The organism is Janthinobacterium sp. 64 (genome assembly GCF_002813325.1).
In the GTDB taxonomy this organism is placed as follows: domain Bacteria; phylum Pseudomonadota; class Gammaproteobacteria; order Burkholderiales; family Burkholderiaceae_D; genus Janthinobacterium.
The window spans coordinates 1,455,067-1,475,277 of the sequence record NZ_PHUG01000001.1 but is presented as its reverse complement, the minus strand read 5'-3'; the positions used below and the strand labels follow the sequence as shown (position 1 = coordinate 1,475,277).

17 protein-coding genes are annotated in these 20,211 nt (G+C 66.3%); 7 read left to right on the top strand and 10 right to left on the bottom strand.

What is annotated here, in order from left to right:
- Nucleotides 1-70: 70 nt before the first annotated feature.
- Together CLU91_RS28755 and CLU91_RS06390 are read right to left on the bottom strand one after the other, a co-directional pair.
- Entirely contained in the window at nucleotides 71-769 is a 699-nt protein-coding gene (locus tag CLU91_RS28755) for a YXWGXW repeat-containing protein (protein WP_332870882.1), read from the bottom strand.
- A 189-nt stretch (nucleotides 770-958) separates the two neighbouring features.
- Complete coding sequence (locus CLU91_RS06390; RefSeq protein WP_157814627.1) at nucleotides 959-1,195, bottom strand: hypothetical protein; 237 nt, start codon at nucleotides 1,193-1,195, stop codon at nucleotides 959-961.
- 342 nt (nucleotides 1,196-1,537) lie between these two features.
- Here CLU91_RS06390 and CLU91_RS06385 point away from each other — a divergent pair, with 342 nt between their 5' ends.
- The 5 genes from CLU91_RS06385 (at nucleotide 1,538) to CLU91_RS06365 (ending at nucleotide 8,331) form a co-directional block, all read left to right on the top strand.
- On the top strand, nucleotides 1,538-3,856 hold the full coding sequence (locus tag CLU91_RS06385) for a hypothetical protein (protein ID WP_100873491.1): 2,319 nt from the start codon (nucleotides 1,538-1,540) through the stop codon (nucleotides 3,854-3,856).
- A gap of 19 nt (nucleotides 3,857-3,875) precedes the next feature.
- Entirely contained in the window at nucleotides 3,876-6,188 is a 2,313-nt protein-coding gene (locus tag CLU91_RS06380; RefSeq protein WP_198521261.1) for an SUMF1/EgtB/PvdO family nonheme iron enzyme, read from the top strand.
- 35 nt (nucleotides 6,189-6,223) lie between these two features.
- Nucleotides 6,224-6,970 carry an SIMPL domain-containing protein gene (locus CLU91_RS06375; RefSeq protein ID WP_100873489.1) on the top strand — a complete coding sequence of 249 codons (747 nt, stop codon included), beginning with the start codon at nucleotides 6,224-6,226 and terminating at the stop codon, nucleotides 6,968-6,970.
- A 78-nt stretch (nucleotides 6,971-7,048) separates the two neighbouring features.
- Nucleotides 7,049-7,447 (top strand): OsmC family protein, encoded by a 399-nt coding sequence (locus tag CLU91_RS06370; RefSeq protein ID WP_100873488.1) that lies wholly within the window; start codon nucleotides 7,049-7,051, stop codon nucleotides 7,445-7,447.
- Nucleotides 7,444-8,331, top strand: a complete 888-nt coding sequence (locus tag CLU91_RS06365; RefSeq protein ID WP_100873487.1) for a pirin family protein — start codon at nucleotides 7,444-7,446, stop codon at nucleotides 8,329-8,331. Before CLU91_RS06370 ends, CLU91_RS06365 begins: the two co-directional genes overlap by 4 nt.
- A gap of 9 nt (nucleotides 8,332-8,340) precedes the next feature.
- Here the strand turns inward: CLU91_RS06365 and CLU91_RS06360 are convergent, their stop codons facing one another.
- From CLU91_RS06360 to CLU91_RS06325, 8 genes are all read right to left on the bottom strand, one after another.
- Nucleotides 8,341-10,812: a TonB-dependent siderophore receptor gene (locus CLU91_RS06360; protein ID WP_100873486.1), complete on the bottom strand. Its 2,472-nt coding sequence runs from the start codon at nucleotides 10,810-10,812 to the stop codon at nucleotides 8,341-8,343.
- 113 nt (nucleotides 10,813-10,925) lie between these two features.
- Entirely contained in the window at nucleotides 10,926-11,888 is a 963-nt protein-coding gene (locus CLU91_RS06355) for a FecR domain-containing protein (protein WP_198521260.1), read from the bottom strand.
- Nucleotides 11,888-12,397 carry a sigma-70 family RNA polymerase sigma factor gene (locus CLU91_RS06350; protein WP_232730646.1) on the bottom strand — a complete coding sequence of 170 codons (510 nt, stop codon included), beginning with the start codon at nucleotides 12,395-12,397 and terminating at the stop codon, nucleotides 11,888-11,890. Before CLU91_RS06350 ends, CLU91_RS06355 begins: the two co-directional genes overlap by 1 nt.
- A gap of 105 nt (nucleotides 12,398-12,502) precedes the next feature.
- Nucleotides 12,503-13,105 carry a metal-dependent hydrolase gene (locus CLU91_RS06345; RefSeq protein ID WP_100873483.1) on the bottom strand — a complete coding sequence of 201 codons (603 nt, stop codon included), beginning with the start codon at nucleotides 13,103-13,105 and terminating at the stop codon, nucleotides 12,503-12,505.
- A gap of 386 nt (nucleotides 13,106-13,491) precedes the next feature.
- Nucleotides 13,492-15,087 carry an FHA domain-containing protein gene (locus CLU91_RS06340; protein ID WP_232730645.1) on the bottom strand — a complete coding sequence of 532 codons (1,596 nt, stop codon included), beginning with the start codon at nucleotides 15,085-15,087 and terminating at the stop codon, nucleotides 13,492-13,494.
- A gap of 375 nt (nucleotides 15,088-15,462) precedes the next feature.
- Entirely contained in the window at nucleotides 15,463-16,413 is a 951-nt protein-coding gene (locus tag CLU91_RS06335) for a PP2C family protein-serine/threonine phosphatase (RefSeq protein WP_100873482.1), read from the bottom strand.
- 149 nt (nucleotides 16,414-16,562) lie between these two features.
- Nucleotides 16,563-17,009, bottom strand: coding sequence for a glycine zipper 2TM domain-containing protein (locus tag CLU91_RS06330; protein ID WP_034751896.1), 447 nt, complete (start codon nucleotides 17,007-17,009; stop codon nucleotides 16,563-16,565).
- A gap of 120 nt (nucleotides 17,010-17,129) precedes the next feature.
- Nucleotides 17,130-17,660 carry a GNAT family N-acetyltransferase gene (locus tag CLU91_RS06325; RefSeq protein ID WP_100873481.1) on the bottom strand — a complete coding sequence of 177 codons (531 nt, stop codon included), beginning with the start codon at nucleotides 17,658-17,660 and terminating at the stop codon, nucleotides 17,130-17,132.
- 177 nt (nucleotides 17,661-17,837) lie between these two features.
- Between CLU91_RS06325 and CLU91_RS06320 the strand changes: the two genes are divergently transcribed.
- Both CLU91_RS06320 and CLU91_RS06315 read left to right on the top strand, forming a co-directional pair.
- Entirely contained in the window at nucleotides 17,838-19,286 is a 1,449-nt protein-coding gene (locus tag CLU91_RS06320) for a M20/M25/M40 family metallo-hydrolase (protein ID WP_100873480.1), read from the top strand.
- 6 nt (nucleotides 19,287-19,292) lie between these two features.
- Complete coding sequence (locus CLU91_RS06315; RefSeq protein ID WP_100873479.1) at nucleotides 19,293-20,198, top strand: LysR family transcriptional regulator; 906 nt, start codon at nucleotides 19,293-19,295, stop codon at nucleotides 20,196-20,198.
- Nucleotides 20,199-20,211 lie beyond the last annotated feature (13 nt).

The following is a 20,211-nucleotide window of genomic DNA, read 5'->3' as shown; positions in this document are numbered from 1 at the left end:
ATACATGGATATGTCCGGAAAATGACAAGGCCACCGCGATGGGTGGCCTTGTCCGGACTGCAGATGCGTATTAATTGCGGCGGGGGTTATCCGGACGCCGGTCGTCGCGGTTCGGCACGCCATCGCCGTCGCGGTCGTGGCGGTTGCCATTGTCGCGGTCATAGCGGTTGGGGATGCCGTCGCGGTCGCGGTCGCCGTTCGGGCCGCGTGGCGACCAGCGGCCTTGCTCCATCTGCCAGCGGCCGTCGCGCTGGTTCCAGGCGGGCGGCGCATACACATAGCCGCGGCGTTCGGCGATCCATACACCTGGCGTCCAGGCGTAGCGCTGGCCGCGCCATTCCCAGTGGCCGGGTGCCCAGACGTAGCCGTGGCGCGCGCGCGGTATGGCTTCGCGGCGCGGTGGCGGCGGGGCGATGCGAATCTCGTCATAGCGCACGGGCTGCACTTGCGCGGCGACCCAGCCGCCACGGTCCAGGCGCCAGCGGTTGTTCTCTTGTATCCAGGCGGCGCGGCGATACTGGTTGCCGCCGCGTTCGCGCAGCCATTCGCCGCCGGTCCAGACGTGGCGCTGGCCGTCCCAGTTCCAGTAGCCCGGTGCCCACACATAGCCGGCGCGCGGTGCGGGGGCGCTTTCAAAGCGTGGCGGAGGCGGGGCGTTGCCGACGACAATGCTCACGCCGAGCTGATTCTGTGCCATCGCCTGCGCCGGCAAAAAGGCCGCGGTGCTGATGGCAAGCATGGCTGCTGCGTAAAGTGCGATGGGTTTCATGGTGTGCTCCATTTCGGTGATTGCTTGAAATGGACTATAGGCGCTTGCAGGCGGGCGGATCGCCTTTGATTCAACTTATTACAATTGACACAATGCTGTGTGTCCGTGTATCCGTGGCCGATACAAATGGCGGCCTGGCGCGGCGGAATTCACATTGGCGCCAGGCGGCGTGGTGTCAGCATCGTTGGCTCACAGGGTGCTGGCGGTGGCGTTGCCCAGCAAGGCTTGGCGTTCCTCGATCAGCGAGATTTTCTTTTCCTGTTCCGTCAGGCGCTTGGCGCTGACCACCACGACGGGGATGGGGTTCGCTTGCGCCACATCCGCCGCTTTGGTGGCTGATGGCTGCATGAAGCTGACGTAGCTGGCGCCGCAGGCGATGGCGACGGCGACGGTAAAGATGGCTTCCATGTTGTTTAACGTTTTCATGATCGTTCCTTTCGGGTGGCGGGTGGGTATGCATGCACTGTAGCCAAGGGCGCGCCAGCGCGCCATGCAGATGCGACCAGCCGTGGTTTTGGCGGGATGGCCTGCAAAAAAACGGCGCTGAAACGACTCAGCACGGGGCTGGCGGGCGACCGCATGAATTGAGGCCTATTTCGCCCTGTATCCGTGCATATGAATGCACTTGCCGCATGGCATTATTTGATGCTGCACTTGCCGTGCCCAGGCTGTGCGCGGCAAGTGCTGCGCCAGTTGTCCTGCTAGAATCGGCATGGCAGACGGGTTGCGGACAGCTGCGCGCACAATCATTCTCATCAGGAGTCACATATGTTCCAATTGTTTGGTTTTGGCGGCGCCCGCTGCCCGCGTTGCGAGCACAAGAACGGCGCTGCCGCCGGCTATTGCGCGCAATGCGGCTTGTCGCTGGGGGCACCCGACAGCGACGCGGTGCTGCATGCCAACCAATGGCGTCTTGCTGATGGGCAACTGGCCCTGTTCTTCGGCGTGCGCGAGCTGTCCTCGCTGTTCGGCAGCGCCGCGCGCCGCCTGCAGGTGCCGGCCGAGTCACGCGCCTGGATCGTGCAGTCGGACGCTTTCACCTTGATACCGGCCGGCGACTACGACAGCGCCGCCTTCTTTGCGCGCCTGCCCGCGCTGCTGCCGGCGCGTCCGGCTGAAGTGCTGATCGCGCGCGCCGACGCCGTGCATCTCGAATTCGACTTGCCCGGCCTGGCCAGCACGGAACTGCTGAACGTGGCCGCGTCGCTGCGCGTGGACATCGCGCTGGGGCAGCCCGATGCGTTCGCGCGCCAGTTCATGCGCGCGCCGGGCGCCGTCACGCGCGCCCACCTGCACGCCTTGCTGCTGCCGTCCGTACGCCAGATTGCGCTGGAATTCATCGGCAGCCGCGCGCTGCGCGAGATGGATGCGAATGCCGATCTGCGCCCCGAATTGAACGAGCGCCTGCAATCTGCGCTGACGCAGCGCCTGGCGCCGTCCGGCCTGGCCGTGGCGCGCGTGGAGACGCTGGCGCTACGCCATGACAAGCGCGAAGGAGATGCCGGCACCAGCATCGGCACCCTGTGGCTGGGCGGCTTGCCGGCGCAGGAACTGGAGCAGCACAGCCTGGAGCGCATGAAGCAGCTCGACCAGCTGTATGACGAGGAAGAGTGGCAGCGCATCCGCCGCGAGGAACTGGCGGCGCGCCATGCGCAGCGGCGCGCAGAGCTGCGGCAGGATGCGACGCTGGAACAGGCGGAACTGAAGCACCAGGAAGCGGAGCGCCTGCAAGCGCTGCGCGGGCGCCAGATCGACCTGTATGGCCGCATCCTGGAAGCGAAATCGCGGCGCCAGGCGCTCGACCACGGCGTCGCGCTGGCGCTGGGCGAGCTGGAACAGGAACTGGCGCAAAAAGGGGCACAGCGCGCCGATGAAACGGCCAACTGGGAGCACGTGCGCGCGCTGGCCGCCATCAAGATGCGCAGCGAGCTGGAACTGTCGCAGCTGCACGGGCGCGAACAGATCCAGCTGGCGCAGCAGCGCTTTACGCATCAGGTGCACCTGCAGTCGATCGCGCAGCAAGTGGAAAGCGCGCTGCTGATCGACGACGAGACGGCTCGCCGCACCCAGCTGGCGCGCCTGCGCCAGGCGCAGGCGGATGCGGCCCAGCGCGAGGCGCAGCTGGAGGCCGAGCAGCACCAGGCCGCCTGGCAGGGCCTGATGCTGGCGAATGCGGCGCGCAAGCGCGAGGCCGAGCGGGTGCAGGAGTGGGAAGACCAGATGCAGCTGGCGCGCCAGCGCGAACTGCTGCGCGCCGAGGCGCACAAGGATGAAGCGGCGCAGATGCAGGCGGCGGAAATCGCGGAAAAAGTCGCGGCGCTGCGGCGTGGCGGCGCGCGCGAAGACGCCATCGCGCAGCAGGAAAAGCTGTTGCGCACCATCGAGGCCGACGGCGTGCACGCGCGCCAGCTGCAGCAGCAAACGCAGCTGGCACAGCTCGACGCGCTGGCCATCGAGGAACAGCGCCAGCAGCTGCGCCAGCTGGAACAGGAAGCGCAATGGCAGCGCGACTTGCTGGCCATGGCGCAGCAGCGCGAAAGCGATTACGCGCGCTGGAAGGGCGAATATGAAGCCTTGCTGGCGCAGCAGGCGCATGCGGCCGAACTGGCGCGCATCGATATCGACCGCATCGAGAAAATCGGAAGCTTGAGCGACACGGGCAAGCTGGCCATGGCCGCCGGGCAGAATGCAAGCGCGCTGGCGCAAGTGCTCAAGGTGCAGCTGCAGGCGGGCATGAGCGCCGAGCAGATCCACGCGCTGGCGGCGCTGGCGGCGGCCGAGAATTCTGTCGCGCCGCTCGATGCCATGCGCATGGCGCAGGACAGCGTGGCGCAGGAGCGCAGCTACCTGGAAGGCCAGGCGGAACGCGAACGGCGCCAGCAGCTCGATCTGATCAACTTGCAGAACGCGGCGCATGCACATGGCCTGTCGGCACAGGCGCAGCTGGGCGTGGCCGTGGCGCAGGCGCTGCAGCCGGGCGCCGCTGCAGCAGCGGCGCCGGCCCGCTGCAAGAACGGCCATGCGCAGCGCGCGGGCCATCCGGAAGATAAATTCTGCGCCGCCTGCGGCGTCGCCCTGCAGCCTTGATGGAAGCGTTTCACCCCAGATGATGCAAAAAGCACGAGACAAGCTGCGGGAACTGCGCGCCCTCCATGACGACGGGCTGCTCAGCGAGCAGGAATTTGAACGCCGCAAGAACGCCATCCTCGACGCCGAGTACGCGCCGCCCGGCGCCGCGCCGGTGGCCGCGCCGCTGCCGGTGCGCCAGGGTACGGAACTGGGCTTCATGACGGGCCAGGAAATCGGCCCGCAAAACCGCCGCTACCGGCTCGAACGGCTGATCGGCACGGGCGGCATGGGGCAGGTGTGGCAAGCGACCGACCTGGCCACGCACGCGGAGCTGGGCAGCAGCGAAATGGTGGCGCTGAAGATCTTGCCGCCGCAGCTGACGCAAAGCGCCACGCACGCCAAGCTGCTGATCGAGGAAGCGACCCAGGCGAGAAAACTCGCGCATGAAAACATCGTGCGCGTCTACGAGTGGGCGCAGGACCCGGCCACGGCCAGCTATTTCATCATCATGGAATGCCTCGATGGCGAGGACCTCGAGCACTACCTGGCCCGCCAGGGCGCGCTGCCGCTCTCCAGAGTGCAGGAATTGCTGCAGCCGGTGGCCGAGGCCCTGTCGTATGCTTGGGAAAAGCACAAGCTGGTGCACCGCGACATCAAGCCTGGCAATGTCTTCCTGACGGCGAAAGGCGACGTCAAATTGCTCGATTACGGCATCGCGACGCGCGTGCGCAATGCGGACAGCAGCCTGGCGCTGGACATGCCGAACGCGGGCACGCACGGTTACCGGGCGCCCGAGGCCGGCGCCAACCAGCGCCAGCCCAGCCCGCGCCTGGACGTGTATGCGGTTGCCGTGATGATTTACCAGATGCTCGAAGGGCGCATGCCGTTCGACGATGCGCGCAGCGCCAGCCATTTGCCGTCCGCGCCGCAAGCGCTCAACGCGCAGCAGTGGCAGGTGCTGCAGAACGGTTTTTCGCTGACGCCGGAATTGCGGCCCCAATCGGTGCAAGCCTTGCTGGAAAGCCTGGAGCGCGCGGCCGGGCCGTCGCCCGAAGAACTGGCGGAACAGGCGCGCCAGCAGCAGGCGCGCCTGGCACAGCAACAAAAGGCGGCGGCGCTGGCCGCCGAACAGGCGCGCGAGGAAGAGATCAAGCGGGCCCGGATACGCCAGGAAGAGCTGGACCAGCGCCGCAAGGCGGAAATCCATGCCGCCGCGCTGGAAAAGCAGCGGCAGGACAAACTGCGCCGCGAACAGGAGGCGCAGCGCCATTTCGAAGCGGAAGAGGCGCGCAAGCTGCGCAAGGAAGCGCTGCGCGGCCAGTTGCGCGCGCGCCGTGAGGCCGATGCCGCCACGGCCTTGCAGGAGCATCAGGAATTGCAGCGCAAGGCCATCGTCGCCAAGGCAGAAGCGGCCTACCGCGCCGAGCAGGAACGCGCGCGCAAGGAGCAGGCCAGCCGCGCCGCGACCGCATCCGTCCCTGCGCTGGCATCCGCGCCGGCGCCGGAAACCGAGCACGCGGCACCGGTGGCCAATGCCGAAGGCATCTTGCGCGATGACTTTCTCGATGGCGCGGGGCAGGGGCCGGAACTGGTGCTCATTCCCAGCGGCCGCTTCCAGATGGGCGCGCACGAGGCGGAACACAAGGCCGCCATCCAGGCCGGTTCGCAGCAGTCCTGGCTCGAACGCGAGATGCCGCAGCACTGGGTCGGCATCGAGCGCCCGTTCGCGCTGGCGCGCCACCCCGTCAGCGTGGGCGAATGGCGCGCCTTCGTCAAGGCGACCGGCTGGGCGGGTGGTTCCGAGACGGACTGGGACAATCCCGGCTTCGTGCAAACCGACCTGCACCCGGTGGTCGGCGTGAGCTGGAATGACGCGCAGCTGTACCTGGCCTGGCTCAGCGAGCGCACCGGGCGGCGGTACCGCCTGCCCAGCGAAGCGGAGTGGGAATACGCCTGCCGCGCCGGCACGCGCACGGCCTTCAACGTGGGCGACACGATCAGCACCGAGCAAGCCAACTACGACGGCCTGTATGTCTACAACGGCGGCCCGCGCGGCGTGTACCGGGGCGGCACCACGCCGCTGGGCAGCTTCGCGCCGAATTCCTGGGGCCTGTTCGACATGCATGGCAATGTGTGGGAATGGGTGCAGGACGTCGTGCACGACAATTACGACGGCGCGCCCGCCGATGGCAGCGCGTGGGAAGAGGGCAGCGACAGCAGCCGGCGCATCCTGCGCGGCGGCTCCTGGCTGTATCATCCGCGCTATTTGCGCTCGGCCCTGCGCAATGGCTTTTCCACCGTGCTGTCGAACGACATCGTGGGCTTCAGGGTGGCGCGCAGCCTCGATTAATCCATTGTCAAATATGTCATCTTGACGGATACTTCATGCATCTTAACCATGCCGGAGTGTCCGTGTTCAAGCGCCGCCTGCTGTCCCTCGTGTTCGCCTGCCTGCCCGTCTCCGCCCTGGCCGGCGACTTGCCTTCCTATCCCTTCATCCATGCGACGGGCACGGCCTACAGCTTCGTCATGCCGGACTTGGGCGAGATCGATTTCGACGTCAGCGTCTTCGACCCCTCTCCCGAAGCGGCAACGCTCCTCATGCAGACGCGCATCACGGAAGTCAAGGCGCTGCTGGTGGAGCAGGGCTTACCCGAGGCGGCGGACGGCATCGAGGTGCGCGACGTGCGCAAGGAAATCCGCAAGGGCGCGGAACAGGACCCGGCCAACCCGCAGTACCTGATCAAGGCCAGCGTGCATATCAATGTGGCGGACCTGTCGAAATGGCCCGCCGTCATGCGCCCGCTGCTGGCCATGCCCAACCTCGATGCGTTTGCCGTCACCTTCGGCGCCACGCAGCGCATCCGCCTGGAAGAGGAATTGATGGGCGAAGCCGTCAAGGATGCGCAGCGCAAGGCCGATGCCATGGCGCGCGGCTTCGGCAAGCGCGCGGGCGCCGTGGCCGGCATCTCGTCGGACCAGCTGAAAAACCTGGGCAATGCGGTGGGCCTGGTGCCGTCCGACCGCTACCAGCGCGCCAACAGCCGCCAGCGCCAGAATCCCGACGACATGCTGATGGTCACCAGCCTCAAGATGGCGCAGACGGTCGACGCCCTGTTCCGTATCAAATGAGCAGGTAGCGGGGCTACCGGCTGCGCAAAGCGGGCAAACGGTGTAAATTGTGGCTTTCCAAACGCACCCAGGAACGCCATGACCATCAAAGCCATCCGCGACCAGTCGCAAGCCATGCGCCACATCGTGCACGTGCGCGATCACATCATTTCCGCCGACGCCTCGGTGGAGGAGGGCGGCGGCGATGCCGGCCCGTCGCCGCACGACCTGTACGACGCGGCCCTGTCGGCCTGCAAGGCGCTCACCGTCGTCTGGTACGCCAAGCACAAGGGCATCCCCCTGGAGCATGTCGAAGTGTCGACCGAGCGCGATGCCAGCGAAGAGCGCAAGGGCGTGTACCGCCTGGCCACCACCTTGCACCTGACGGGCGAGCTGACGCAGGCGCAGCGCCAGGAATTGCTGGCCGCGGCCGGTAAATGCCCGATCCACAAGCTGATGACGGCCGTCACCACGGAAATCACCACGGTGCTGGCATGAGCGCGGCCATCCTGAAAAGCCACGAAAAGGACCTGGGCGGCGGCTTCGTCGTGCGCCGTTTGCTGCCTTCCGCCGTCAAACAGGCCGTCGGCCCCTTCATTTTCTTTGACCATTTCGGCCCCATCGACGTGGCGCCCGACGCCAACCACGACGTGCGCCCCCATCCGCATATCGGCCTGGCCACCGTCACCTATCTGTTCGAAGGCGCGATCGACCACCGCGACAGCATCGGCTCGTACCAGCGCATCGAACCGGGCGCCATCAACTGGATGACGGCCGGGCGCGGCATCGTGCATTCGGAACGCACGCCGCAGGATCTGGCGGGCCAGCCGCACCGCACGCACGGCTTGCAGCTGTGGGCCGCCCTGCCGAAAGCGCACGAAGAGGATGCGCCGAGTTTCACGCATACGCCGCAAGCCGACATTCCCGTCGTGGCGCTCGATGGCGCCGTCGTCAAAGTCTTGATCGGCACGGCCTTTGGCCAGACCTCGCCCGTGCGTACCTATATGCAGACGGTGTACCTGGACGTGGCGCTGCAGGTGGGGCGCGAGCTGCGCCTGGAAGGCTTGCCGGCAGAAGCGGCGATTTATCCGATCAGCGGTGAGGTGCTGCTCGATGGCGTGGCGCTCGTGCCGCACACCATGGCCTTGCTGGAAGCCGGGGCCGTGCCCGTGGTGACGGCGAGCGGCGGCCCGGTGCAGTTCGTCGTGATCGGCGGCGAGCCGCTGGACGGCCACCGCTTCCTGTTCTGGAACTTCGTCTCGTCGAGCAAGGAGCGATTGTCGCAGGCGGCCGACGACTGGACCGCCCAGCGCATGGGACAAGTGCCGGGCGAGACGGAATTCATTCCGCTGCCGAAGGCGCCATTGCGTCCTCCGGCATAAGCGTTTCGTCTAGAAACGCGCGCGCAAGGTCAGTTGTGCCTTGCGCGGCTCGCCATAGAAATTGCCCCACGCCGGCGCGCCCACCGTCTGGTAATAGCGCTTGTCGAGCAAGTTCGTCACGGACAGCGACGCCGTCCAGTTGCGGTCGATCTGGTAGGCGCCGCGCGCGCTGAACAAGGCATACGCGCCTTGCGCCACCGTGACGTTCTGCGTCACGCGCGAGCTCTCCGTCTGGAAGTTTACGCCGCCGCCCACGCTCCACTTCTGCAAGGCGCCGGGCAGGCGGTAGTCGCTCCACGCGCGCAGCATGTGGCGCGGCGAGTAGGTGCTGGCGAACATCACGCCCGCATTCGACGTCTGCTCCAGGTATTTGAAGTTGTTCAGGGTGTAGCCGGCAAACAGCTGCCAGCCCGGCGCCACTTCGCCGCTGATTTCCGCGTCGAGGCCTGCACTGCGCACCTTGCCCGCCGAGAAATAGCACTCGGTGCCGCTGGAGCAGGTATTGACCAGGTCGAGTTCGGCGCGGTTGCGCTGCTCGATGCGGAACAGCGCCAGCGAGGTGTTCACCTTGCCGTCGAACAGTTCACCTTTCACGCCCACTTCCAGGTTGCGCCCCTTGAGCGGGTCGAGCAGCGCGCCTTCGGCCGTGCGCTGGTTTTGCGGCTGGAAGATGTCGGACACGCTGGCGTAGCCGGACCAGCGCTTGTCGAACGCGTAGATCACGCCGCCATAGGGCGTGACGACGCCGTTTTCGCGGTAGGGGTCGATGTATACCTCGCCCGTGTCGCGGTACACGCTGCTCCATTTGTAGTTCGATACGCGCGCGCCCGCCACCACGGTGAGCGGATCGCTGACGCTGAAGCGGGCCACGCCATAGGCGCCCGTCTGCGTCATTTTCGTCAAGCTGGGATCGCCCCGGTAGCTGTTTTCGCGGAACCAGGCGTCGCTCGGTTCGGCCACGCCGTGATTCGGTCGCAGCGGATTGTTCGGCTGCTGCAGCAAGGCCAGGCTGAAATCGCTGTCGCTTTCCAGGCGGTTCGTGTTGATGCCGGCGCTGAAGCCGTGGCGGCGGCCGAAAGCGTTGAATTTGCCGTCGAGCGACAGGTCGAGTCCCTTGTTGGTGCTGCCGTAATCGAACACGCCGCCATACATCATCATGCCGGCCATGGTGGCGGGATCGAGCGCGCCCTGGCTGAACATGTATTTCACGTCATGCCGCTCGCGCGTGTAGTTGGCGCTGGCTTTCAACGACCACTCGGCGTCGAAGCGGTGCTCGAATTCGGCGAAGACGGCCGTCTGGCGGCTGTTCCAGCGGTTCCAGTCGGCGCCGAGGAAGGTTTCGCGCGGCAGTTTCGGGTCGCTGCCATCGCGGTAGCGGGCCATGCCGGAAAAGAACGGCGTCGAATGCAGTTTTTCGTAGCTGGCGCCCGTCGTCAGCTTGCTGCCCGGCGCCAGGTCGAATTCCAGCACGCCGTACAGCACGTCGGTGCGGCTGTCGGCCACGTCATAGAAATAATCGCGCTGCTCATGCGCGGCCACGGCGCGGCCGCGGATGCTGCCCGACTCGTTCAGGGGGCCGGTGACGTCGACCTCGCCGCGCACGTCGTTCCAGCGGCCCGCGCTGAGCGCCAGTTGCACCTGCTTTTCCGCCAGCGGGCGCTTGCGCACCATGTTGATGGCGGCGCCCGGCGAGCCCGTGCCCTGCAGCAAGCCCGTAGCGCCGCGCACGATTTCGACCCTGTCCAGCACGGCCGTATTGCTGGTAAAGCTGTTCGCCTGCGGGTAGTACATGGCGCGGTTGACGCCGTCGAACTGGTAAGTGTCGACCATGAAGCCGCGCGAATACACATAGCGTCCGCCCATGGGGCTGTCGTACATGGTGATGCCGGTGGTGTTGGCCAGCACGGCGTCGATGGTGTTGAGGTTCTGGTCGTCCATTTTCTGGCGCGTGACGACGCTGACGGATTGCGGAATTTCGCGCAGGGTTTGCACGCCCTTGCCGACGGTGACGGCGCGCGCCGCATACGAGTTGCTGTGTTCACTGACGGGGTCGCGCTCCATGCTGGCGCTGACCGTCACGGGCGCCATGGTCTTTTCCGTGCCGGCCGCCGCTGCGGACGCTGGCGCCGCCTGGCGCAGCACGTAGGCGCCGTTTGGCAGTTGCACGGCTTCCAGGCCGCTGCCGGCCAGCACCTGGGCAAAGCCCTGGCCGACATTGAAGCTGCCGCGCACGCCCGGCGAGCGCAGTCCGCGCGTCTGCGCCGGGTCGGTCGACAGGCTGACGCCGGCGGCCACGGCAAAGTCATTCAAGGCGGTGGCCAGCGGGCCGGCGCTGATGGCGTAGCTTTGTGACGCGACGGCCTGGCCTTGCGCCAGCGCAGGCGCGGCGACAAAGGCGGCGGGGGCGGCGCACGCCATGGCGAGGACGGCCAGGCGGATGGCGCGCGCGGCGGGATGGAGGGCGGGGGTGGTCAGCTGCATGCTCGGTCTTTCTGTTCAGGGTATGGTCAATGGAGGATGAATCGGCTACTTATCTATGAAGCCGAAGCAGCGCAGCGAAACACCAACCCCTGGCGCAAAAAAACTGAAAATAATTATGTGGCGCGGGCCGACACCGTGGCCCAGTAGCGCGTGAAGTACGTCACTTGCAAGCCGTGCGAGGCGCACAGGCTTTCCAGCACGGCGTCGATGTCGTCGAGGCGGTAGGTGCCCGTGACGGGGCGCCGCGCCACTGCGGCATCGCAGACGAGACGCCCGCGCCGGTAGCGCGCCAGTTCCCGCACCAGTTGTTGCAGCGGCCAGTCGGCGGCCACCAGCATGCCGCGCAGCCAGCTGTCCTGGTGCGCAGGCATGATCTGCACGTCATCCGCGCCGGTTGCGCTGAAACGCAGCTGCTGTCCCGCTTCCAGGCGGCGCAAGGCGTCCGTGCGCGCCGCGCAGCGCACTTCCACGGCGTGTTCGTAGACACTGACCGTGCTGCCATCGCCGTCGCAGCGCACGCCGAAGCGCGTGCCGAGCGCGCGGATCACGCCGTGCGGCGTGTCGACGAGGAAGGGGCGCCGGTCGGGCGCCGTCGTGATCATGATTTCGCCGTGATGCAGGCGGATGCGGCGGTGCGTGGCACTGTAAGCGACATCCAGGGCGCTATCCGTATTCACTTCCAGGCGCCCGCCATCGGCCAGGGTGACGTGGCGGCGCTGGCCCGGCGCCGTGCGCAAGGACGCCGTCAGGGCTTGCCATGGGCCCGATTGCAGGCCCGCCTGGCCCAGCGCGATGCCGCCGCCGGCCGCCACCAGCAGGGCGAGTATTTTCGCGGCCGCGCGCCGGCGCTGCTGCGCCGCCTGCAGTGCGGGAATCGCCAGCGCTGACGGTATCGCGCCCAGCTGGCCGTCCATGCGCTGCAGCAGTTCCCAGGCCCGTTCATGCTCGGCGCTGGCGTCGCGCCATGCCTGCAGGGCAGCCGGGTCGGCGCTGCCGCACTGGCGTTCCACATGCCAGTGGGCGGCGGCGGCCAGCACCTTGCGCGCGATGGGAATGGATGGGGATGGGCCGAACATCAGGCGGCCGCCAGCAGCAGGCATTCCGTGTAGGCGCGCACCAGATGCTTCTTGACGGTGGGCAGGGAGACGCCGAGGCGCCGGCTGATGTCCACGTAACTCAGTTCTTCGATTTGCGCCAGCAGGAAGATGGTCCGCGTGCGTGCCCCCAGGCGGTCGAGCAGGCGGTCGACGGCGAGCAGGGTTTCGATGATGATGGCATGTGTTTCGGCGCACATCGATACCGGCTCGGCTTGCTGCGCCAGCGCTTCCAGGTAGGCTTGCTCCAGCGCCTGGCGCCGGTAGCGGTCGATCAGCAGGCCGCGCGCAATCGTCGCCAGGTAGCCGCGCGGTTCGCGCAGCGGTGCAGCGTCGCGCTTGCCCAGCAGGCGCAAGAATGTGTCCTGCGCCAGGTCGGCCGCCTCGGCCCGGTTGCCCAGCTTGCCGCGCAGCCAGCCATACAGCCAGCCGTGGTGCTCGCTGTACAGGGTGCTCAGGGGGATGGCATGGGTGGGACTGACGGTGCTCACTGCGTTCTCCAGGCAAGGAAAGAGCTGGGCTGACGGAACGCGGGGTGCCGGCTGGCTGGGCTGTTTGAGAATGATACTCATTATCACATTGCCACACGGCCGGCGTCAATTGGCGTCGCCGCCCAGGCGCCAGCGCAACTGCCATTGTTGCAGATTTGCCCAAGCTTGCTGCAGGGCAGCGGCGGACCAGTGCAGCAGGCTATCGAACGCCAGCACGCTGCGCTGCCAGTGGATGCCGTCGAAAAACACGTGGTCGGCCACGATGGTGGCGGCCAGCCAGGCGGCGATGATGACGATGATGTCGTGGCGGCCGCTCTTCCACCAGCGCAGCGAGTGGCGGCGGAAGATCCACGGCACGCCCAGCGGATTGGGCCAGTCGGCCAGCAAATGCATGATGCCGCCGGCGGCAAAGCCGAACAGGGGCGGCGCCCACAGATGGTGCGGCAATTGCTGATAGGTGTAGACGAGCAGGGCGATCCAGGCCAGGCCCCAGTGCGTCCACGTGCGGTGCGTGATCCACAGCCGGTGCGTGCGCGCCCACCAGGCCACTTCCAGCCAGTCCGGCGCCGTGCCGCCCAGCGCACCCATCACAAAGGCGAGCATGCTCAGCACTTGGTAGGGGCCACCGGCGCCAGCGTGCGCGACCAGGGCCGCGGCGATCACGCCGGCAGCCCAACCGGTCGCATGATGCGCTTTGTTGGAAGCCATAGAAAATGTAAAACGCCATGCGTGGCGTTGTGTGAAATGCAGGGGATATTAACTGGATGAATATACAGTATGCAAGGGCGTGGAGGGGTGCTATTTGCAGAATATCTGCTGATAATTTGTTAAATTGTGTGTCGCGAGAGCTTGATCAGCGGACTCGGCAAGTCATGCCGTCCGGTTAATTGTGTTGTGCGGCTGATAATGTAATTGGCGCAGGGCGCGCTATGCTGAAAGCAGTCCTGTGTTTTAAAGAGGTGTCGCCATGAAAATCCCGCGCGAATTGCAGATTCCCGCCCTCGTGTTTTCGCTGGAAGCGGTGTTCATTATTGGGCTGTCGATGATTTTTCTCGTACTGGTGCCGCGCTAGCGAATACCTGAGAGGTGTTGTATCAGGCGGTTAGCACGCTGGTATCGCACAGCGCCGCGCCTTCGGTACGGATGATCCAGCATTCCGGATACGGTTCGCTGGCGAAGCGGTTGTGCCGCGCGAAGCCGCTGAGTTTATCCAGGGCAGTGGCGGGGGCCAGCGCCGTTTCCTTGCCACTGGCCGTATCGATGTGCCAGAAACCGCCGTTGCGGTGGAACAGCACGGGCAGGCTGCTGGCCTGCGGCGTGGCAAGGTGGCTGGCCGGTGTGGGCTGGGTGTCCGGCAGCAGCAGGTAAAAACATTCGGCGCGGGCGCCGTGGTCGATGCGGTGCAAGATTACGCCGTGCGCGAGCAGGGCCGTGACGCTGAGCACGACGATGCCCTTGATGCTGGCAGACAATTCGATGCGCATGCCCAGGCGCAGGGCGACGGGCTTGTGCTTGCCGGGCCACACGCCGTCGAGCAGCAGGCCGTAGCGCGATACATCCTCGATTTCAAAGCCTTGCTGGCCGCGCCGGATGATGGCATGGCGGCCCGACAGGCGGCGCGTCAAGCCATTGTTGTCCTGGCCGTCGGGGCTGAAATGGCTGAGTAGCACATCGGCTTCCGGGTCCACCAGCTCGAAGCGGCCCAGCATGCATTCTTCCAGCGCGAACAGGCGGATCTGGCGCTGTTCGCCCGCTTCCGGCGCCGCATTGACGAGGCAGGCGGCCTGGCTCGGGTGCGGATGGCAGTGGCTGGCGGCGGGCAGGTCGACTTCGATCAATTCCTCGTCCCAGGCGATGGTGGTAAAGCCCATGTCGATCTTGCCTTGCGGCGCAGACAGATCCACGTGGGCGATGCCGGCATTGCGCGCCGTCACGTCGAGGTTGCAGCCGTCGCCGCCCGTCACGCGGGCGATCGAGGCGTCGTCTGCCATCACGCGCACGTTCTTGTGCGTGCTGAGGAAGATCTGGTGGATTTCCGTCAGGGTGGCGTCGCGGCGCGGCACGAGGATGACAAACGTGCAGACCCATTTTTGCGCCACGGCGCCATCGACGTGGCTGTGGACTTCCACTTCGATCTGGTATTGCCCGTGTTCCTTGTTGCGCGAGGAAAACTCGACAAACACGGGGCGCCAATCGCCGCGCGTGGTGCGCACGAAATCATGCTGCACGTGGCCGCGCGGGATCAGGTCCGAGCGCAGGCGCAAGGTCAGCTGCGGCGCGCAGGCGGCGCTCATGCCGCGCAATTCCATTTTTAATGTTTGCCGTCCGCCCGCCGCACGGGGATCGAAGCCGCTGATGTGCAGGTGGGCTTGCACGGGCTGGTAGGCCGGCCGCACCGTCGGTGGAGCAACGGGCGCTGGCGTAAACGCCGGGGCGGCGGCCGGCACGCGGCGGCTTGCCGTTTGAATGGCCGCATCGCGGATAACGGCATCGCGAATGCCAGAATCATGTGCAGGGGCGTGCGGAAGCGCCGTTGCCGATGGCTCGGAACGGGCGCTGCGCTGTGCGGTCAACAGGTCGTAGCTGCTGGGGGCGGTCGTCGCTTGCGGGTGGTTGCCCGCGCAGACTGTTTCCCCAGGCAAGACCCAGAACGTACAGTGCGGGTGCTCCGGGTTGCTGCATTTTTTCATGACATTCTGACTCGAATCGAGTGGGGACATTGCGCCCTCTGTTCTACATGAGAGCTTACGCGCTTTTGCGCCCGCTTGGCAACTTTCACTGCACCGGAATGCGCTCTTTTTGCCCAAATTCATGTCCCTGGCCACACCTCGCCATGTATGTCATGGAAACTATTGCTCAAAAACACATTTTATGTCTTTCTGGATATGTTATTTTGATATTGCATGGAGTCGCCTCGCGGGTATTTTTACACCCGCGATGCGGGCCACGGGCGTTTTGCACTATGCTGGCCGCTCCCCCAACGCTTGAATCGAGAGACGATCATGCCTGTCCAACGCCCGCTCCAGCTCGTCATTGCGTATGGCGTCACCGCGGGCGACTGGCCGCTAGCCGCTCGGGCCGCTGAACGCCGCATCGAAGCGCAGTACCACCATGGTAATGTTGTCGCTATGTAAACCTGTTGGCGGATCGGAGAGGAAGTCGTGGAACAGGGCGCTGACGGCCTGGGCAGCACTCTTGCCGGCGCACAGGGCGGGCCAGCGGGCCGTGAGCGCCAGCGGATCCTCGCAAGCCCAGAAACCGTCGCTGGCCAGCAGATAGTGGGCACCGGGGCGCACGCGCAGCACGCGGCGGTCGCCCAGGTGCGCGAGGAAGGGCGGCAAGGCGGTCGCATCGAGGCCGATCAAGGGCTTGTCGAGCTGCAAGCTGTCGCTGAGGGCGTTGCCTAAAATAAAGGCCTGCGAGATTTGCGGATGGTGCTCGCCGTGCACGGTGGCGCGCCAGCGCGTTTCGTCGAGCGCGCCGCGCATGGCGTACACGGTGGCCGGCACGTGGTCGACGGTGAGGATGCTGGCCACGCCATCGGCAATTTCATACAGGCGCGAATCGCCCACGTGATACAGCAGCGGCGCTTCGCCGGGCGGCACTTCCAGCAAGGTCAGGGTGGTGCCGGGCGGACGCGCCTGGGCAGGCGCGGTCCTGGCGAAGGTGTTCTGCAAGCGCGTGTGCAACTGGTCGAGCCTGGCTGCCAGGCTGGCCGGGTCGAGGCAGGCGGGCACGGCCAGCAAGCCTTGCACGGCCGCTTCCGCCGCTTCGCGCCCCTGGCCATGGCCGCCCATGCCGTCGAGCACGGCTGCACGTACATGGCCGCGCGGCCAGCCTGGCACCTGGCAGTGGAAGGGCGCCTGCCGCGACAGGCAGACGGCGTGGCCGCTGGCATCGATCAGCAGGAAGTTGTCCTGGTTCTCGCGCCGCGGCAGGGGGCCGGCGCCCACGCTGCTGCCGGCGGCGGCATCGAGCCAGGGGCCGAAGTCAAGCGCGTCTTTGATTAAATGCATCGGTTGAGCGGTCCATGCGGCCAGCAATGTTGATCATAGGATACAGCTTAGCCGAAATTGTGCAGGGGCGATACCTTGCTTATCTAACAAAAAAAACCTGCGGCAGCAGGCTGGCGCAGGTTTTTCATGGTGCGGGTACAGGGTGCTGCTTAGCGGCGATGGCCCCAGCCGTGACCGTGACCGTGGCCGCGGTCATAGTAGTCGCGGCGGCCATGGTCGCGGTAGTAGCCGCGGCCCGGTTGCACGTAGACGACGGCCGGCGGGCCGTAGTAGCGTGGTGGCGGCGCGTAATACACGGGCTGCGGGGCCGGCGCGTAGTACACCGGTTGCGGCGCAGGCGCATAATAGGTTTCGCGGTAGCCGCCGCGATAGCCGCCACGGTCGTAGTAGCGGTCATTCGTGCTGATGCTGTTGCCGACGGCGGCGCCCAGCACGCCACCGACGATCGCGCCATTGCGTCCGCCGGTGCTGTTGCCAATGGCCGCCCCGACAACGGCGCCTGCAACGGTATTGAAGTCGCGGTCACCGGCGACTGCGGCCGAAGACACAGCCACTGCAGCGACCATTACCGCACCCAGGAGTTTCTTGTTCAACATGGCATTTCCTTCCATTCCGGCGAGATCACAATGATCTGCATGAAGTGGACTATATCTGCTGCCGCAAGCTTGTTCCACGTCTAATACAACTTATTACAATCGCCCCCCGGCCGTAACAAGTCAGCTGCGGCGCGCCTGCCATTCGGGACGCAGCAGGCTGTACATTTTGACATCGCGCATCACGCCATTGATAAAGAAGGCCTGGCGCAGCAAGCCTTCCTCGGTAAATCCGTTCTTTTGCGCGATGCGCTCGGAACCGATGTTCAGCGGGTCCATCAGCAGCTCCAGCCGGTGGTACGAATAGGCGTTGAACAGGTAATCGACCACCAGGTGCGCCGCTTCGCTGATGTAGCCGCGTCCGTCCCGCTGCCGGTCGAACAAGCGGTAGCCGATCTCGCGCGAGGCTGGCGTGCGGCTTTTGAAGTGCGTGATCGTGCCGATGATGTGCTGTGAGTGGTCTTCGATGAGGAACAGTTCGCTGTCCTCGGTGACAAATCCCGTTTGCAGGAAGTCGCGCCGCATGGCCTCGGGCGACTTGAATTGCATCGAGAAAAACTCGCCGCGCGAGGGCAGGTCGTTGACGAGCGCGATATAGGTATTCAGGTCGGCGGCCTGCAAGTGCCGGATGGTGCAGAGGGTTCCCTTGAGCATGGCGGTTTCCGGTAGCGATCACGAATCTTGATGGTAATCGACTCCGGGGGGGAGAGGCAATCGATCCCGTAAAAGTTGCTGCAATGACAGAATAAATACGCTATCGTAGAAAGCCGCGCCTTGCCCCCCTGGCCACGGCGTACCCGCTTCGACCTCGTTGACTGGAATTGACATTACATGCATACCATCCTGACTGGCGCGCCGCTGCGCCGTTCCGCTTTATTCATCGCCCTTGGCTGCGCGGTCAGCGCCGGCGCCTTTGCCGCCGCGCCAGGCAATGCGCCGCAAGCGCTGGCGCAGGTGCGCGACACGGCGCTGCAAAGCGACTGGGCGTATGCGCGCCTGGCCGACATGACGGATCTGATCGGCCCGCGCCTGTCCGGTTCCGCCGGCGCGGCCGCCGCCGTGCAGCAAGTGGCCGAGACCATGCGCCAGCTGGGTGCCACCGTCACCTTGCAGCCCGTGAAAGTGCCGCACTGGGTGCGCGGCGTGGAAACGGCGGACATCGTCGATTACGCGGGCCGTCCGCAAGGCGTATCGCAGCGCGTGGTGCTGACCGCCCTGGGCGGTTCGGGCGCCACGCCGGCCGCCGGCCTGACGGCGCCCCTCATCATCGTCAAAAGCTTCGAGGAGCTCAAGGCCCGCGCGGCGCAAGTGAAGGGCGCCATCGTGCTGATCGACACGCCGTTCGACCAGGAGATGGCCGAGCGGGGCCTGGCCGGCGTCACCTACGGCCAGGGTTCGCGCTTCCGTTTCAATGGTCCGAAGGCGGCGGCCGACCTGGGCGCGGCCGCCGCGCTGGTGCGCTCGGTGGGCGGCGCGAACTTCCGCATCCCGCATGCGGGCGCCACGGGCCTCGATGACAATAAACGCATTCCGGCCGCCGCCGTCACCGTGGAAGACGCCTTGCTGATCGGCCGCCTGGCCGCGCGCGGCCCGATGAAAATGCATTTGACCCTGACGCCGCAAAACCTGCCGGAAGCGGACAGCTACAACGTCATCGCCGACTGGCCGGGCACGGACAAGGCCGACGAAGTGGTGGTGGTCTCGGGCCACCTCGATTCCTGGGACCTAGCGACGGGCGCGCACGACGACGGCGCCGGCGTGGTGGCGGCCATGGGCGTGGTGGAAACCCTGAAAAAGCTCGACTACCGCCCGCGCCGCACCATCCGCGTGATCGCCTGGATGAACGAGGAGAATGGCGGGCGTGGCGGCCAGGCCTATTTCGAGGCCCACAAGCAGGCGCTCGGCAAGCAATACGCGGCCATCGAGATGGACAGCGGCGCCGGCCGCCCGTTCGGCATCAAGGCCAGCGTGGGAGCGAAGGCGGAAAAACTGTTTGCGCCGTTGCTGGCCGCGCTGCAGCCGATGGGCGCGCAGGCGTTCACGCGCCGCGACGCGCTGGGCACGGGCGACTTGCACCGGCTGGAAACGGGCGGCGTGCCCAGCTTCGAGCCGCTGGTCGACAGCCACAGTTACTTCCACTACCACCACACGCCGGCCGACACGCTGGACAAGGTCGACCCGGATAACCTCAAGCGCAACGTGGCGCTGATGGCGTCGCTGGCCTGGTTCCTGGCCAATATCGACGGCGAGATCGGCCGTGCGCCGGAGCAGGACGAGTAAGCGCCCATGTCGCTACCCGACCTGAACCTGTTGATCACCCTTGACGTGCTGTTGGCCGAAGGCAGCGTCACGCGCGCGGCGCGGCGCTTGAGGTTGAGTCCATCGGCCATGAGCCGCGCCCTGGCGCGCCTGCGCGAGACGACCGGCGATCCGCTGCTGGTGCGCGCCGGCCGTGAACTGGTGCCCACGCCGCGCGCGCTGGAATTGCGCGAACGGGTGGGGCAGCTGGTGGGCGAGGCGCTGGCCGTGTTGGGACCGGCGCAGCAGCTCGATCCGCGCCAGCTGGAGCAGACTTTCACGCTGCGTGCGAGCGACGGCTTCGTGGAAAATTTCGGCCCGGCGCTGCTCGCGCATATCGGCGCGCAGGCGCCTGGCGTGCGTCTGCGCTTCGTGCAAAAGGTCGACCGTGAAAGCGTGCAACTGCGCGAGGGCAGCATCGACCTGGAAACGGGCGTGATCGGCAGTCTCACCAGCCCGGAAGTGCGCACGCGCAGGCTGTTCGGCGACCGTTTCGTCGGCGTGGTGCGCAGCGGCCATGCGCTGGCGCAAGGAGCGATCAGCGCCGGGCGCTATGCGGCCGGCGAGCACGTGCTGGTGGCGCGGCGCGACCAGGATACGGGTCCGATGGACGACGCGCTGGCCGCCCTGGGACTGCAGCGCACGATCGCCAGCATCGTCGGCGGCTTCACGGCGGCGCTGGCGCTGGCCGCCGGCTCCGACCTGATCGCCACCGTGCCGGAACGGCATACGGGCAATCTGCGTGCCGGCATGTTCAGCTTTGCGCTGCCGCTGCGCATGCCCGAGCTGACCGTGTCGCTGATGTGGCATCCGCGCATGGATGCCGACCCCGCCCACCGCTGGCTGCGCGGCTGCGTGGTCGACGCCTGCGCCGGCCAGATCGGCGCCGTTTGACGCCGCCGGCGCC

Coding starts and splice junctions, on each gene's coding strand:
- CLU91_RS06380 (WP_198521261.1), top strand. CDS start 3,876: ATGATGCAAAAAGCACGAGACAAGCTGCGGGAACTGCGCGCCCTCCAT.
- CLU91_RS06340 (WP_232730645.1), bottom strand. CDS start 15,087: ATGAAAAAATGCAGCAACCCGGAGCACCCGCACTGTACGTTCTGGGTC.
- CLU91_RS06390 (WP_157814627.1), bottom strand. CDS start 1,195: ATGAAAACGTTAAACAACATGGAAGCCATCTTTACCGTCGCCGTCGCC.
- CLU91_RS06335 (WP_100873482.1), bottom strand. CDS start 16,413: ATGCATTTAATCAAAGACGCGCTTGACTTCGGCCCCTGGCTCGATGCC.
- CLU91_RS06345 (WP_100873483.1), bottom strand. CDS start 13,105: ATGGCTTCCAACAAAGCGCATCATGCGACCGGTTGGGCTGCCGGCGTG.
- CLU91_RS06375 (WP_100873489.1), top strand. CDS start 6,224: ATGCATCTTAACCATGCCGGAGTGTCCGTGTTCAAGCGCCGCCTGCTG.
- CLU91_RS06370 (WP_100873488.1), top strand. CDS start 7,049: ATGACCATCAAAGCCATCCGCGACCAGTCGCAAGCCATGCGCCACATC.
- CLU91_RS06360 (WP_100873486.1), bottom strand. CDS start 10,812: ATGCAGCTGACCACCCCCGCCCTCCATCCCGCCGCGCGCGCCATCCGC.
- CLU91_RS28755 (WP_332870882.1), bottom strand. CDS start 769: ATGAAACCCATCGCACTTTACGCAGCAGCCATGCTTGCCATCAGCACC.
- CLU91_RS06325 (WP_100873481.1), bottom strand. CDS start 17,660: ATGCTCAAGGGAACCCTCTGCACCATCCGGCACTTGCAGGCCGCCGAC.
- CLU91_RS06330 (WP_034751896.1), bottom strand. CDS start 17,009: ATGTTGAACAAGAAACTCCTGGGTGCGGTAATGGTCGCTGCAGTGGCT.
- CLU91_RS06315 (WP_100873479.1), top strand. CDS start 19,293: ATGTCGCTACCCGACCTGAACCTGTTGATCACCCTTGACGTGCTGTTG.
- CLU91_RS06365 (WP_100873487.1), top strand. CDS start 7,444: ATGAGCGCGGCCATCCTGAAAAGCCACGAAAAGGACCTGGGCGGCGGC.
- CLU91_RS06355 (WP_198521260.1), bottom strand. CDS start 11,888: ATGTTCGGCCCATCCCCATCCATTCCCATCGCGCGCAAGGTGCTGGCC.
- CLU91_RS06320 (WP_100873480.1), top strand. CDS start 17,838: ATGCATACCATCCTGACTGGCGCGCCGCTGCGCCGTTCCGCTTTATTC.
- CLU91_RS06385 (WP_100873491.1), top strand. CDS start 1,538: ATGTTCCAATTGTTTGGTTTTGGCGGCGCCCGCTGCCCGCGTTGCGAG.